A 14,795-nucleotide genomic window follows, 5' to 3' on the forward strand; every position below is an offset into this window, starting at 1 on the left:
GCCTTTAGGAAAGGGCGTTCAGTTCGGCGACGAAGTCGTAGGCGTCGCCGCGATAGTACGACTGGGTCACCTCGACCGCCCGGCCGTCGGGCAGAAAGCTCCGGCGCTCGATCAGCAGGCCCGCGTCCTTGACCGGCACGCCCAGGAGATCGGCCTGCTCGGCGGTGAACAGCACCGCGCGCAGCCGCTGCAGGGCGCGGGCGGGGCGATGGCCGGTGGCTTCCAGGGCCTCGTAGAGCGAGACGCCCACCACCTCGGCCGAGGGCAGGGCGAAGCCGGCGATCGTGGAGTACTCAAGGGCCATCGGCGCACCGTCGGCGTAGCGGATACGGGCGAAGCGGTAGACCGGCGTGCCCGGCGACAGGCCCAGGGTCAGCGACTCTTCCGGCGTGACCGAGCCCTCGGCCTTGCTGATCCACTCGCTGCGCGGCGTGCGTCCGCGCGAGATCATGTCCTCGGTGAAGGACGACAGCTTGGAGAAGCTCTTTTCGACCCGGGCGGCGACGAAGGTGCCCGCGCCTTGGCGGCGCGTCAGCAGGCCCTCGCTGACCAGGCCGTCCAAAGCCTTGCGCACGGTGATGCGCGAGATGCTGAACTCTTCGGCCATGTCCCGCTCGGCCGGCAGGGCGTCGTCCGGCGAGAGGATCTTCTTCTGGATGGCGTCGCGCAGCGCGCGCTGCAGCTGCTTATAGAGCGGGGCGTGATCCTGGCCGTGACCGTCCAGCCCTCCGATCCGTTCAGAAAACATCGTCAATTTCGCACCCCCGCGCAAAACCGCGCCACCACTTGGCTTCGGAAATAGCATATGACCATTTTCATACCAATAAGAACGTGGTCTGCAATTGGTTCTTTTTTGGCCTTGTCATCCGATAAAATTCCGTCACAGTTCCCGTCCGAGGCCTGAGAAGTACCGCGTTCTGCGGATGTCCGCAGAAGAATTGGTATCGGATTGGGCTTGGGGTTCGGCTCCAGGCCTGAGGGTCTGGAAAAAGGGGAGAAGCCGAGTATGCGAAATTTCCACAAGACCATTCTGACCGCGTCCGTCAGCGTACTGGCCGTCGCACTTGCGACGCCCGTCTTCGCGCAGGACAAGCCCGACACCGTCGACGCCGTTGTCGTCACCGGCATCCGCGCCTCGCTGCAGCAATCGATCGCGTCCAAGCGTAACTCGAACGCGATCATTGACGTCGTCACCGCCGAGGATGTCGGCAAGTTCCCGAGCAGCAACGTCGCCGAAGCCCTGACCATCGTGCCGGGTGTCACCGTCGATCGCCAGTTCGGTCAAGGCGAGAAGGTCAGCATCCTGGGCACCGACCCGGCGCTGAACCGCACCCTGCTGAACGGCCAGACCGTGGCTTCGTCCGACTGGTTCATTCTTGATCAGCCGGGCCGGACCTTCAACTACGCGCTGCTGGCGCCGCAGATCGTCGGCAAGGTCGAGATCTACAAGTCGCCCGAGCCGCGCATCGACGAAGGCAGCATCGGCGGCACGGTCATCGTCAACACCCGCAAGCCGCTGGACCTGAAGGGTCCGACGATCTCGGGGGCGCTCAGCTATCTCTATAACGACCGCTCCAAGGAAGCCGACCCGCAAGCGTCGGTCCTGCTCAGCTGGAAGAACGACGCCCAGACGTTCGGCGCCATCTTCTCGGCCCAGCACGCCAAGGACCAACTGCGCCGCGACGGCATCGAGTCCTACGGCACCATTCCGGCCAGCTACTACAACGGCGGCAACCCGGAGAATCCGGTCAGCGCGATCACCAACGGCAACTGCACCGGGGCCTGCGCCACCACCCTGGCGGCCAATCCGAACGCCCGCGGCGTCAACTCGCTGTCGGTGTCCTATTTCGAGCAGGAGCGGGTCCGCGACAGCTACACCGCCGCCCTGCAGTGGAAGCCGACCGACGCTCTCGAGCTGAACTTCGACTGGCTGAAGATCAAGGCGACCTACGACAACACCAACCAGTCGCTGTTCGCCTTCCAGGGCAACACCTGGAACAGCCTGGGCGCCCTGACCGACATCACCATCACCGACAACGTCATCCGCAAGGCCTCGTTCAAGAACGCCCTGAGCGTTCTGGACGTGCAGTACCGCGAAGCCGAGCTGAGCTCCGACAGCTACCACCTGAACGGCAAGTGGACCGGCGACCACTTCGACATCTCGGGCGACGTCGGCTACTCCGAGGCCAAGGGCGGCACCAGCAAGCAGCTGTACGGCGAGTTCCTGAACTGGGCCGACTACACCGTCGACTTCACCGGCACGCCCGGCGCGCCGGGCGTCCTGACCTACACCAACCCAGCCAACGGCGACGTGCTGGGCGACGCCAGCAAGTTCTCGTTCGACGGCGGTTGGGGCGCGGGCGATCCGTCGGTCCCGGGCGCTCCGGGCTACAATTCCGGTTGGGGCGGCAACATCGTCTCCAAGCCGACCACCGACGAGGAGACCTACGCCCAGGTCGACGCCGGCTACGACTTCGAGGGCGTGATCAAGCGCGTCCAGTTCGGCTACAAGTACCGCAAGCATGAGACCACCCAGGCGATGTCGGGCGTCACCGTCTCGGTGTTCGGCAACCCGGCCTCGGCCTCGCAGTTCAGCCCGTCGACCGTGCCCAGCAACTATCTGAAGGGCTTCGACGGCGTGAACAGCCAGATGGAAGGCCGCTTCAAGATCGATGGCGCGGCCCTGGCCAACTACATCGAGACCGGCGGTTATCTGCGTCCGTGGCAGGCCAAGCCGGTGCCGACGATCTTCGGCAACGCCGAGTTCACCGCCCAGAACTGGGGCATCAAGGAAGAGATCAACGCCCTGTACGGCCAGGCCAATTTCGAGGCCGAGAACGTCCGCGGCAACTTCGGCATGCGCTACGTGCACACCGCTTCGGACAGCGGCGGCTACGTCTGCGTGAACCAGACCGCCACCGGCTGCGGCACCACCGCCGCCGACTGGGCCTGGGCCGTGAAGTCCAAGAAGTACGATGACTTCCTGCCCAGCGTGAACGTCATCGTCGACGTCAAGGAAGACCTGATCTTCCGCTTCGCCGCGGCCTCGGTGATCTCGCGCCCGAACTATGCCGACATGTCGAACTACTTCTGGCTCTCCGACCAGATCCTGAACGGCGGCGGCGGCAATCCGGACCTGAACCCCTACAAGTCGACCAACGTCAACGCGTCGCTGGAGTGGTACTTCGCGCCGGAAGCCATCCTGTCGGCTGAAGTCTTCCACAAGGACATCACCAACTACATCCTGCAGAAGACGGTCGCCGAGCAGCACTTCAACCAGGCGCGCAACGCGATCACCACCTACCAGATCAGCCGTCCGACCAATGCCGGTTCGGCCTCGATCAAGGGCGTGTCGGTGGCCTACCAGCAGACCTTCGCTCACGGCTTCGGCCTGCTGGCCAACTACACCTACGCCGACGGCGAGGCCGACGACGGCTCGCCGCTGCCCTTCAACTCCAAGAACCAGGTGAACATCAGCCCGTTCTACGAAATGGGTCCGTTCTCCGCCCGGGTGACCTACAACTGGCGCTCGAAGTACTTCACCGGCCTGGACCGCGGCGACGAGATGTTCGTGCGCGCCTACAAGGGCCTGGACGCCACGGCCGGCTACGCCTTCAACGAGAACATCAACCTCTCGGTGTCGGCCATGAACCTGCTGGACAGCGAGTACTACGCCTACGCCAACACCACGGCCCTGCCGCGCGGCGTCTACCGCACGGGCCGTAAGCTGCAAGCCACGCTGAGCGTCAACTTCTAACGCGAGGGCGAGCGTCGCGGGGCTTTCTCGCGATGCTCGCTCGTGGCGGATTTGCATCGCGCGCGCCCGGGACCACTATGGCTAGGATGATCCCCCCAGACCGCGCCGATCAGATCCTCAACCCCCTCCTGACTGCAAGCACGGAGCTGGGGCGGAGCGTTTACGCGCTCCGCCCGCTTTTTGCCGCCTGCCGGCCGAGTCCCTGTCCATGACCCAGTCTTCGACTGCCTTCGCCAAATTCACCGCCGGCCTGACGGCGTCCGCCGCGGTCCTCGTCATCGCCTCGACGGGACACGCGGCTTCCCCCGCGACGGGCGGGCCGGTCCTGACCCTGACGCCCGCGCCGGCCAAGGCCGAGCTGGGACAGGGGACCTTCGCCCTGACCGCCAAGACCCGGATCTTCGTCGCCAGGGGCGACATCGAGGCTCGCGTCGTGGCCGCTCAGCTTTCCGACATGCTGTTCAAGGCTCGAGGCCTGAAGCTCGCCGTGGTCGAAGGCGCGCCGCCCGCGGGCGAGGCCGCCATCGTCCTGGCGCGTGGCCCGATCTCTCAAGCGGGCCCCTCCAGCGACAAGGCCGAGGCCTACGCCCTGCAGGTGGCCCCGACCGGCGTCACCGTCACCGCCGCCAAGCGTGCGGGCCTGTTCTACGGCGCGGTCAGCGTCTGGCAGCTGGCCGTGCAGGACGCCGCCAAGGGGGCGGCCCAGTTGCCCGCCGTCAGTATCGACGACGCGCCCCGCTTTGTCTGGCGCGGCTTCATGCTGGACAGCGCCCGCCATTTCCAGAGCATCGACACCATCAAGTCGATTATCGACGCCATGGCCGCCCACAAGCTGAACGTGCTGCACTGGCACCTGGTCGACGACCAAGGCTGGCGGTTGGAGATCAAGAAGTATCCGAAGCTGACCAGCGAGGGCGCCTGGCGCGTGCCGGCCGGGGCGGCGGGCAAGGATCCCAAGACCGGCAAAGAGGTTCGCTACGAGGGGTTCTACACCCAGGATCAGGCGCGCGACCTGGTCGCCTACGCCGCCGCGCGCGGCATCACCATCGTTCCCGAGATCGAGATGCCGGGCCACGCCCTGGCGCCGCTGGTCGCCTATCCGCGGTTCGGCATGACCAAGGCCCCGCCGCGCTCGGCGATGGGCGACTGGGGCATCTTCCCCTACCTCTACAGTCCCGAAGACTCGACCTTCGTCTTCCTCAACGACGTGCTCGACGAGGTGATGGACATCTTCCCCTCGCCCTACATCCACGTGGGCGGCGACGAGGCGATCAAGGATCAGTGGAAGGCCAGCCCGGCCGTCCAGGCCAAGATCGCCGAACTGGGGGTCAAGGACGAGCACGGCCTGCAAAGCTGGTTCATCCAGCGCGTCGAGAAGCACATCAACAGCCGCGGCCGGCGGATGATCGGCTGGGACGAAATCCTCGAAGGGGGGCTTGCCCCCAACGCCACGGTGATGTCGTGGCGCGGGATCGAGGGTGCGGTGGCCGCCGCCTCGCAGGGGCACGACGCGGTGCTGGCGCCCGACGGCGTCCTCTATCTAGATCGCCGCCAGAGCGCCTCGGCCGACGAGCCGCCCGGCCGGATCAAGATCCTCAGTCTCAAGGACATTTACGGCTACGAGCCGGTCCCGGCGTCGCTGACCCCGGAGCAGCGCGCCCACATCTTGGGCCTGCAGGCCAATGCGTTCACCGAGCACATGCGCACGGACGATCGTCTTGAGAAGATGACCTTCCCCCGCCTGGTCGCCGTGGCCGAGAGCGGTTGGACGCCCGAAGCCGGCCGCGACTGGAACAGCTTCGCCGCCCGCCTGCCCGCCGAAACCGCGCGGCTGGACGTCCTGGGCGTGGCCCATGACACCGTGCCCTATGAGCCGCAGGCCACCCTGCGTCCCACCGGGGGCGGTCAGGTCTCGGTGGCCCTGGCCTCGGGCCTGGGTCTGGGCGAGATCCGCTACACCACCGACGGCCAGGCGCCGACCAAGGCGGCCAACCTCTACGCAGCGCCGTTGACCGTCGCGCCGGGCAAGACCGTCCGTGCCCGGACGTTCATGGGCGCCGACGCCATGGGCCGGGTGCGTGACTATCCGGTCAGCCTGCTGGCGGCCCAGACCCGCAAGAGCCAGCAGCTGGAGCTCTGCGGCGACGGCATCAACCTGTCTCTGGAGGATGACGCGCCGATCAGCGGTTCCGGCGCCGGTCCGCGCGCGGTGTTCGCGGTGAACCTGATGAACGCGTGCTGGGTCTGGAAGAGCGCGGACCTGTCCTCGGCCCTGAAGCTGACGGCGCGCATCGGCCAGGTCCCGTTCAACTTCCAGATCGGCGCGGCGCGCGACAACATTCCGCTGCGGGCGCCCGCCACGCCGGAAGGCGAGCTGGAAGTGCGGCTGGACAGCTGCACGGGCGAACGCATCGCGGCCTTCGCGCTGGGCGCGGCGGCCCGCGGCCCTGGCCTGGGAACCGTGACCGGCGTGCTGCCCAAGCGGGACGGGGCCCACGACCTTTGCCTGAGCTTTACAGCGCGCAGCGTCGAGCCGACCCTGGTGCTCGACCAGGTCACGCTGACCCCGACCCAAGTCCCAGCCCAAACCCAAGCCAAGACCAAGAACTAGACCCGCAAGCAGGAAGCGTACCGGTGGCCAATCTCGTACTGTCCTCGCCGCTCAAAGGCTGGATCGCTCCGCTTGACGAGACGCCCGACGCGGTGTTCGCCGAGCGTATGCTGGGCGACGGCCTGGCCATCGATCCTCTGGGCTCGACCCTGCACGCGCCTTGCGACGCGCGGGTGATCGCCGTGCACGCCACGCGTCACGCCGTCACGCTGCGGGCCGACAATGGGGCCGAGATCCTGATGCATGTGGGCCTGGAGACCGTCGGCCTGGGCGGCGAGGGCTTCGAGGTCCATGTCCAGGACGGCCAGGCCGTGAAGACCGGCGACAAGCTGATCAGCTTCGACCTGGACCTGCTGTCCCAGCACGCCAAGAGCCTGATAACCCCGGTGGTGATCACCAATCCGGACGCCTTCCGGATCGTCCGCCGCGAGCAGGACCGCGTCGCTTCGGTGGGCGATTTCCTGATGGAGCTGGCCCCGTTGGATGGCGCCGGCGCGACGCTGACGGTCGTCGAGGGGGAGGTGTCGCGCGAGGTCATTGTCCCCCTGCAGCACGGCATCCACGCCCGTCCCGCCGCCCGCATCGCCGAGAGCGCCCGCAAGTTCGCCGCCGAGGTGGCCCTGGTCGCCGTCAACCGCCGGGCCAGCGCCAAGAGCCCTGTCGGGGTGATGACCCTGGCCATCCGCCATGGCGACCGTATCAGCATCGTGGCCAGCGGTCCGGACGCCGACTTCGCCGTTGCCGCGATCGTCGAGCTGATCGAGGGCGGCATGGGCGAGAGCGCGGCTCTGGCGCCGACGGCCTCGCCCGCCGCCGTGGTTGAGGCTGTCCGCCCGGCCCCGCCTTCCGAACCCGGGCTTCTGCGCGGCGTGATGGCCGCTCCGGGCCTGGCGATCGGCCAGGCCGTGCGCCTCGTCTCCAGCGACATTGTCGTGGCGGAAGCGGGAGCCGGCGCGGGCCACGAAAGCGCCGCGCTGCAGGACGCCCTGACCCTGGTCCGCACCAGGCTCGAAAAGGCCGCCGCGAATGGCGACACGGCCCGCAAGGCCATCCTCGGCGCCCACCTGGCCTTCCTGGAAGACCCCGAGCTGACCGCCTCGGCCCACCGGCTGATCGCCGACGGCAAGAGCGCGGGCTTTGCCTGGCGGCGCGCCGTCGGCGGCTATGTCGAGGCCTTGCGCGGCCTGGGCGATCGTCGCTTGGCCGAACGGGTCGACGACCTGATCGACCTGGAGCGCCAGGTGCTGCGCGCCCTTTCCGGCGACGAGGACGAGGCGCGCGCCCTGCCGGCCGGCGCCATCCTGCTGGCCGACGAACTGCTGCCGTCCCAGCTGATGGGTCTCGAGGCCGGCCAAGTCGCGGGCTTCTGCACGGCCAAGGGCGGGCCGACCTCGCACGTGGCGATCCTAGCCGCCGCCATGGGCATACCGGCCCTGGTCGCCGTCGGCCCGGGCGTGCTGGACGTCACCGAGGGCGCGAGCCTGATCCTCGACGCCGAGGGTGGATCCTTGCGCGTCGGTCCCGACGCCGCCCAGCTGGCCGCCGCCCAGACCGCCATCGCCGCCCGCCACGAGCGCAAGGCTGCCGCCAAGGCCGCCGCCCACCAGGAAAGCCGGACGGCCGACGGGACGCGCATCGAGGTGTTCGGCAATGTCGGCTCGCTGAACGACGCCCTGGCCGCCGCCGCCAACGGCGCCGAGGGCTCGGGCCTGCTGCGGACCGAATTCCTGTTCCTGGAGCGCGAGACCCCGCCCGACGAGGACGAGCAGGCCCGCCAATACCAGGCCATCGCCTCGGCCCTGGACGGTCGCCCGCTGATCATCCGCACCCTGGACGTCGGCGGCGACAAGGCCGCGCCCTATCTGCCGATCCCGGCCGAGGAGAACCCGGCCCTGGGCCTGCGCGGCGTGCGCGTGAGCCTGTGGCGGCCGCACCTGCTGAAGACCCAGCTGCGGGCCATCCTGCGGGTCAAACCGCTGGGCCAATGCAAGATCATGGTCCCGATGATCGCCAGCCTCGACGAGCTGCGGGCCGTCCGCGCCGTGCTGGAAGAGGCCAAGCGCGAGATGGGGATCACCCGGCGGGTCGAGCTGGGCGTGATGATCGAGACCCCGGCCGCCGCCGTCACCGCCGACCTGATCGCCGCCGAGGCCGACTTCCTGTCGATCGGCACCAACGACCTGACCCAATACGTTCTGGCCATGGACCGGGGCAATCCGGAACTGGCCGCCCGCATCGACGCCCTGCACCCGGCGGTGCTGCGGATGATCGCCCAGACCTGCGCCGGGGCCGCCAAGCATCACCGCTGGGTCGGCGTTTGCGGCGGCCTGGCGTCGGACCTCGTCGCCGTGCCGGTGCTGATCGGACTGGGCGTCACCGAGCTGTCGGCCACGGCCGCGACCGTGCCGGAAGTGAAGGCGCTGGTCCGCGCGCTGAACGTCGAGGCCTGCCAGGTCCTGGCCCGCCAGGCGCTGGACCTGACCTCGCCCGAGGCCGTCCGAGATCTCTGCAAAGCCTTCCAAGCGCCCCTTTTTAAGACCGGGGTTGGAGCCTAAAGCGATGAAGTCTCCACTCGAATTCCTCCAGCCCCTGGGCCGCGCCCTGATGCTGCCCATCGCTGTCCTGCCGGTGGCGGGGTTGTTGTTGCGGTTGGGCCAGCCGGACCTGCTGAACATCGCCTTCGTGGCCGCGGCCGGCGACGCGATCTTCTCCAACCTGGGCCTGCTGTTCGCCATCGGCGTGGCGGTGGGCTTCGCGCGCGAGAACAACGGCGCCGCGGGTCTGGCCGGCGTGGTCTGTTTCCTGATCGCCACCGAGGGCGCCAAGGCCCTGCTGCACGTGCCGGCCGAGGTCACGGCTGGCTTGGTCGAGGCTCATGCGGGGCTGGCGTCAGCCGCCTACAAGGCCAAGGCCCTGGCCAAGCTCAGCGTGCCGGTCGGCATCGCCTCGGGCCTGATCGGCGGGGTGTTCTACAACCGATTCTCGACCTTCAAGCTGCCGGAATACCTGGCCTTCTTCAGCGGCCGGCGCTTCGTGCCGATCATCAGCGGCGTGGCCGGTCTGCTGATCGCCGTGCTGATCGGCTTTGGCTACGACGGCATCAATGGCGTGGTCGACGGGGCCAGTCGGGCCATCGTCGGCTCGGGCGAGCTGGGCCTGCTGGTCTACGGCTTCCTGAACCGGATCCTGATCGTCACCGGTCTGCACCACATCCTCAACAATATCGCCTGGTTCGTGATCGGCGACTATCACGGCGCCACGGGCGACTTGCGGCGGTTCTTCGCCGACGACCCCAGCGCCGGCGGCTTCATGAGCGGGTTCTTCCCGGTGATGATGTTCGGCCTGCCCGCCGCCTGCCTGGCCATGTACCATACGGCCCGGCCGGAGAAGAAAAAGGCGGTCGGCGGCATGCTGACCTCCCTGGCCCTGACCTCGTTCCTGACCGGCGTGACCGAGCCGATCGAGTTTTCCTTCATGTTCCTGGCCCCGCTGCTCTACGCGGTGCACGCGGTGCTGACGGGCGTGGCCATGGCCGTGATGAACCTGCTCGACATCAAGCTGGGCTTCACCTTCTCGGCCGGTCTGTTCGACTATGTGCTGAACTTCGGCAAGGCGACCCATCCGCTGTGGCTGCTGCCGCTGGGGGCGCTGTACGCCGGCGTCTATTACGGCCTGTTCCGGTTCTTCATCCTCAAGTTCGACCTCAAGACCCCCGGCCGCGAGGCCGACGACGCGGTCACCGCCGAGGCCGCCACGACCGGCGGCGGGCGCGGGGCCGACTTTGTGGCCGCCCTGGGCGGGGCTGGGAACCTGGTTTCGGTCGACGCCTGCACCACCCGTCTGCGCCTGATCGTCGTCGACCAGGGCGCGGTCAGCGAGCCGACCCTAAAGGCTCTGGGCGCGCGTGGCGTGGTCAGGCCCTCGGACAAGGCGTTGCAGGTGGTGCTGGGGCCGATCGCCGATGGCGTGGCCGGCGAGATCCGCGCCGCCATGGGCGCTCCGGCGCCCGCCAAGCCGATTATCACGGCCGCCAAGACAGCCTCCGCCCTGCCCACCGCCGCCGACGACGACCGGGCCAAAGCCCTGGTCAGCGCCCTGGGCGGCTGGGCCAATGTCGAGGCGGTCGGCGCCTGCTCAAGCCGTCTGCGCCTGGTGGTCCGCGACAACACCGCCGTCGATGAGGCGGCGCTGGCGGCCCTGGACTCGCGGGGCGTGGTCCGGGTGGGCGAGCGGTCCGTGCACGTGGTGCTGGGGCCCGACGCCGAACGGATCGGCGAGGCCGTGCGCTGCCTGCTGCCGGCCTGACGCGCTGGCGCTCCGCGCCGATCTGGCCAACGCTGTCATGCATCAAGAACCTTCAAGTCACGACAGGCATGTCCAAGCCCTGGACGGTGGAAAGGCCTAGCGTCCAGGCTCGCTTGGCGGGGTCCCGCCGGATCGAAACCGAGAGGTGAGGGCATGACCAGATCTTCCAGTCCCGACCTGGGCCAGGACGGGGGCAAAGGCGGCGACGCATCGCGGCGCGACCTCGTCACCAGCGGCCTGAGTCTGGCTCTGTTGAGCGCGCTGCCATCCCTCTCCGCGTCCACATCGTCGGCGGCGACGCCGAAGGCCTCGCCCAAACCTCCAGGAGACAGCACCATGAGCAGCGGTTTCGTCACCACCAAGGACGGCACTCAGATCTTCTACAAGGACTGGGGTCCCAAGACCGCCCAGCCGATCGTGTTCCACCACGGCTGGCCGCTCAGCGCCGACGACTGGGACAACCAGATGATGTTCTTCCTGGGCGAAGGCTTCCGGGTCATCGCCCATGATCGTCGCGGCCACGGCCGGTCGACCCAGACCGACACCGGCAACGAGATGGACACCTACGCCGCCGACGTCATCGCCCTGACCGACCACCTGGACCTGAAGAACGCCGTCCATGTCGGCCACTCCACCGGCGGCGGCGAGGCCATCCACTACGTGGCCCGCGCCAAGCCGGGCCGGGTGGCCAAGGCCGTTCTGATCGGCGCGGTGCCGCCGATCATGGTCAAGTCCGCCAAGAACCCGGGCGGCCTGCCGATCGAGGTGTTCGACGGCTTCCGCGCCGCCCAGAACGCCAACCGCGCCCAGTTCTTCCACGATGTCGCGGCCGGCCCGTTCTACGGCTTCAACCGACCGGGCGCGAAGATTTCGCCGGCCACGATCGAGAACTGGTGGCGTCAGGGCATGATGGGCGGCGCCAAGGCCCACTACGACTGCATCAAGGCCTTCTCGGAAACCGACTTCACCGAAGACCTCAAGTCGGTCGACGTGCCGGTCCTGCTGATGCACGGCGAGGACGACCAGATCGTGCCGATCGACGATTCCGCCCGCCTCGGCATCAAGCTGCTGAAGAAGGGCACGCTGAAGACCTATCCGGGCCTGCCGCACGGCATGTGCACGACCCATCCGGACGTCGTGAACCCCGACCTGCTGGCCTTCATCAAGGCCTAGGTTGAGCGACGTTCAAGCGCGGTGCGTGGTCCTCGTCCTTCGACAGGCTCAGGATGAGGACCATTGTGCGGGCCTTGGCAGTAGAAAACCTCATCCTGAGCTTGTCGAAGGCCGGGGTTTTCGCTTCCGAGGCTGACTGAGCGCTAGGGTTCCGGCCCCTGCGTTTCTACGCATCTCGAACCGTCAGGATCACCGAGGTCCACCCCGCCAGCGTCACGATCCGTCCTTCGACCTCGGCGGCTCCGAACGCCGCGCCGTCCACCGCCAAGCCGTCCGGCAAGGCGTAGCGCACTGTCTCGCGTCCGCAGTTCAGCAGCACCAGCAGCCGCTCGCCCCGGCGATAGGCGAAGACCTGTTCGTGGTCGGGATCGATGTCGAGATAGTCGCCCTCGCGCAGGTCGATCGAACCGCGCCGGAACGCGATCAGGGCGCGGGTGTTGGCCAGCACCGAGTCCGGGCGGGCGGCCTGGTCTTCGGCGTTGATCATTTCGGCGTTCGGATTGACCGCCAGCCAGGGCTTGCCGCGCGTGAAGCCGCCGTGCGGGCCGGCCGTCCACTGCATCGGCGTGCGGGCGTTGTCGCGGCCCATGGCCCGGGCGTTGGCCAGGTATTGGGCCTCCGACACCCGATGCTTCACGTCGCGCCAGCGCCCGGCCACCTCCAGGTCGTCGAAGTCGTCCAGGGTCTGGAACGGATAGTTGGTCATGCCCAACTCCTCGCCCTGATACAGGAACGGCGTGCCGCGCTGGGTGAGGATCAAGGTGTTGACGGTCTTGGCCGAGCGCTCGACCCAGGCCGGATCGTCGTCGCCGAAATGCGAGACCGAGCGCGGGTTGTCGTGGTTGGACAGGAACTGAGTGTTCCAGCCGAACGGTCCGGCGGCCTGGTCCAGCTGGGTGTAGAGCGTCTTCAGCCGGGGCAGGGTCCAGGACGTCTTGCGCCAGCCGTCGATGTCCATCCGCACGATGTCGAAGTTGATCACCAGGTCCAGTTCGCCGCGCCGGCTGTCCATCAGGTCGCGAGCGGCGTCGGGCGTGACCCCGAACGCCTCGCCGACCGTCATGGTGTCGTAGCGGTCCAGCACCTCGCGCCGCATCTCGCGCAGATAGTCGTGCAGCTTGGGACCGGCGGCGTAGACGAACTGCGGCGCGCGCAGCTCTTCGGGCGTCAAGTCCGGTAGGCCCGGCGGCTTTGAGATGAACGGGATCACGTCCATCCGGAAGCCCGACACGCCCTTGTCGAGCCAGAACCGCATCAGGTCGTGGACCTCTTCCCGGACCTTGGGGTTCTCCCAGTTCAGGTCGGGCTGCTTGGCGGCGAAATAGTGCAGGTAGTACTGGCCGGAGCCGTCATCAAAGGTCCAGGCCGGGCCGCCGAAGAAGGCGCGGTAGTTGTTGGGCGGTCCCCCATCCTTGCCGTCGCGCCAGATGTAGTAGTCGCGATAGGGATTTTGCCGGCCCTTGCGGCTTTCCACGAACCAAGCGTGCTCGTCGCTGCTGTGATTGACCACCAGGTCCAGGATCAGGCGCATGCCCCGCGCCGCCATGCCGGCCAGCATGGCGTCGAAATCGGCCATGGTCCCGAACTGGGCCATCACCTTGCGGTAGTCGCGGATGTCGTAGCCGTTATCGGCGTTGGGGCTGTCGAAATGCGGCGACAGCCAGACCACGTCGACGCCCAGGGCCTTCAGATAGTCCAGCCGGGCCGTGATCCCCGGCAGGTCGCCCACCCCGTCGCCGTTGGTGTCGAGAAACGAGCGCGGATAGATCTGATAGACGACCGCGTCCTTCCACCAGGGACGGGCGGCGGCTGCGTCGGCGCGGAGCGTCGGTTGGTCATCGCACACGAACGGTCTCTCCCAGGCCTGCCCGGGTGACGCTAACCGATTTTGACGCTGAGGTTAGTGGCGGAGAGGGTGGGATTCGAACCCACGGTGCCCTTCCAGGCACGCCGCATTTCGAGTGCGGTACATTCGACCACTCTGCCACCTCTCCAGGGGGTCTTCAGGGGCCGCCCGGAGGCGTGCCTTGAGTGAGGGCGGGATACCTAGCGGCGCCGCCGGAAGAGCGCAAGAGCCTGTGACAAGCTTTTGTGTCGCGGGGCGCGGTTTCCGGCGCGGGGGCCCGCCCGGTCTAGGCCCTGGGATAGAGAACCATCTGGGTGCAGCGGAAAAGCGCGATGGTCTTGCCGGTGGCCTCGGCGGTGACGACGGCGTCCCAGACCTGGGTGTTGCGGCCGCCATGGACCAGGGTCGCCTCGCAGGCCACGCCGCCGCCCTCGCGCACGGTGCCCAGGAAGTTGGACTTCAGCTCGATGGTGGTGAAGCCGTTGGCGCCCTCGGGAAGCGAGACCACGCAGCCGTAGCCGCTGGCGCTGTCGGCCAGGGCGATGACGCTGGCGGCGTGCAGGAAACCGTTGGGGGCCATGTGGCGCTGGGTCACGGTCATGCGCCCCCGCACGCGGCCGGGTGTCGCTTCCAGCCATTCCAGGCCCAGCAGATCGGGCAGGTGTCCCTTCTGGCCCGCCGTCAGGGCGGCGCTGCGATCGGCGTCGCCGGCGATCCGCGCGGCGTCGAGCGGGGATGGGGCGGCGCTCTTGTCTTCGGCCATGGGGGGCGTCTCCTTCGCGTGCGAAGCATCTATGCGACGGAAGGGCGGTGAGGCAAGTCAGTTTTTAAATAGAACTGATATCGACGGGCTGGAAACGCTTACCGTCCTCACCCTCGGGCGGCAGGCGGAAGGCGCGGATCCCGACCTGCAGGGCCGGGGCGGCCAGCGGACCGGGCGCAGTCAAGACGGCGGCGCGACGGGCGACGAAGGCCTCGACCGGAACAGCGTCTCCGGCGTCGATGTTGCCGGCCTTCTGCTCGCCGACGGTGGTGTCCCAGGCCTTGGCGGCGGCGCCGGTCTGGCCCACCAGGATGCGGGTCGGCGGCGCCAGGTCCAGCAG

The 14,795-nt window shown here is 68.1% G+C and carries 9 protein-coding genes, 1 tRNA gene and 1 pseudogene; 5 read left to right on the top strand and 6 right to left on the bottom strand.

Annotated features, from left to right (window positions below; translation table 11 throughout):
- Positions 1 to 4 precede the first annotated feature (4 nt).
- Both WAL33_RS09430 and WAL33_RS09435 read right to left on the bottom strand, forming a co-directional pair.
- Entirely contained in the window at positions 5 to 748 is a 744-nt protein-coding gene (locus tag WAL33_RS09430; RefSeq protein ID WP_422180727.1) for a GntR family transcriptional regulator, read from the bottom strand.
- 67 nt (positions 749 to 815) lie between these two features.
- A complete protein-coding gene (locus tag WAL33_RS09435) occupies positions 816 to 884 on the bottom strand; it encodes a hypothetical protein (protein ID WP_422180743.1) in 69 nt (22 codons plus the stop codon).
- 122 nt (positions 885 to 1,006) lie between these two features.
- Between WAL33_RS09435 and WAL33_RS09440 the strand changes: the two genes are divergently transcribed.
- The 5 genes from WAL33_RS09440 to WAL33_RS09460 all read left to right on the top strand — a co-directional run bounded on the left by WAL33_RS09440 (position 1,007) and on the right by WAL33_RS09460 (position 11,846).
- Positions 1,007 to 3,757, top strand: a complete 2,751-nt coding sequence (locus WAL33_RS09440; protein ID WP_422180729.1) for a TonB-dependent receptor — start codon at positions 1,007 to 1,009, stop codon at positions 3,755 to 3,757.
- Between the two features lie 208 nt (positions 3,758 to 3,965).
- Positions 3,966 to 6,368: a beta-N-acetylhexosaminidase gene (locus tag WAL33_RS09445; RefSeq protein ID WP_422180731.1), complete on the top strand. Its 2,403-nt coding sequence runs from the start codon at positions 3,966 to 3,968 to the stop codon at positions 6,366 to 6,368.
- 23 nt (positions 6,369 to 6,391) lie between these two features.
- Positions 6,392 to 8,923 carry a phosphoenolpyruvate--protein phosphotransferase gene (ptsP, locus tag WAL33_RS09450; protein ID WP_422180733.1) on the top strand — a complete coding sequence of 844 codons (2,532 nt, stop codon included), beginning with the start codon at positions 6,392 to 6,394 and terminating at the stop codon, positions 8,921 to 8,923.
- Positions 8,924 to 8,927: 4 nt separating this feature from the next.
- Positions 8,928 to 10,673 carry an N-acetylglucosamine-specific PTS transporter subunit IIBC gene (nagE, locus tag WAL33_RS09455; RefSeq protein WP_422180735.1) on the top strand — a complete coding sequence of 582 codons (1,746 nt, stop codon included), beginning with the start codon at positions 8,928 to 8,930 and terminating at the stop codon, positions 10,671 to 10,673.
- Positions 10,674 to 11,009: 336 nt separating this feature from the next.
- A complete protein-coding gene (locus WAL33_RS09460) occupies positions 11,010 to 11,846 on the top strand; it encodes an alpha/beta fold hydrolase (RefSeq protein ID WP_422180737.1) in 837 nt (278 codons plus the stop codon).
- A 166-nt stretch (positions 11,847 to 12,012) separates the two neighbouring features.
- Here WAL33_RS09460 and WAL33_RS09465 read toward each other — a convergent pair whose 3' ends face one another.
- The 4 genes and pseudogenes from WAL33_RS09465 to WAL33_RS09480 all read right to left on the bottom strand — a co-directional run.
- Complete coding sequence (locus tag WAL33_RS09465; RefSeq protein ID WP_422180739.1) at positions 12,013 to 13,692, bottom strand: alpha-glucosidase; 1,680 nt, start codon at positions 13,690 to 13,692, stop codon at positions 12,013 to 12,015.
- Between the two features lie 58 nt (positions 13,693 to 13,750).
- Positions 13,751 to 13,840, bottom strand: a tRNA-Ser gene (locus tag WAL33_RS09470).
- Between the two features lie 138 nt (positions 13,841 to 13,978).
- Positions 13,979 to 14,455 carry a PaaI family thioesterase gene (locus WAL33_RS09475; protein WP_422180741.1) on the bottom strand — a complete coding sequence of 159 codons (477 nt, stop codon included), beginning with the start codon at positions 14,453 to 14,455 and terminating at the stop codon, positions 13,979 to 13,981.
- 64 nt (positions 14,456 to 14,519) lie between these two features.
- Positions 14,520 to 14,795 (bottom strand): annotated as a pseudogene (locus tag WAL33_RS09480) (MBL fold metallo-hydrolase); the annotation flags it as partial.

The organism is Caulobacter sp. (assembly GCF_049283275.1).
Classification (GTDB): Bacteria; Pseudomonadota; Alphaproteobacteria; order Caulobacterales; family Caulobacteraceae; genus Caulobacter.

Bases quoted from the DNA above. Each gene is read 5' to 3' on its own strand.
- WAL33_RS09445 (WP_422180731.1), top strand. From the start codon at position 3,966: ATGACCCAGTCTTCGACTGCCTTCGCCAAATTCACCGCCGGCCTGACG.
- WAL33_RS09440 (WP_422180729.1), top strand. From the start codon at position 1,007: ATGCGAAATTTCCACAAGACCATTCTGACCGCGTCCGTCAGCGTACTG.
- WAL33_RS09430 (WP_422180727.1), bottom strand. From the start codon at position 748: ATGTTTTCTGAACGGATCGGAGGGCTGGACGGTCACGGCCAGGATCAC.
- WAL33_RS09475 (WP_422180741.1), bottom strand. From the start codon at position 14,455: ATGGCCGAAGACAAGAGCGCCGCCCCATCCCCGCTCGACGCCGCGCGG.
- WAL33_RS09460 (WP_422180737.1), top strand. From the start codon at position 11,010: ATGAGCAGCGGTTTCGTCACCACCAAGGACGGCACTCAGATCTTCTAC.
- nagE (WP_422180735.1), top strand. From the start codon at position 8,928: ATGAAGTCTCCACTCGAATTCCTCCAGCCCCTGGGCCGCGCCCTGATG.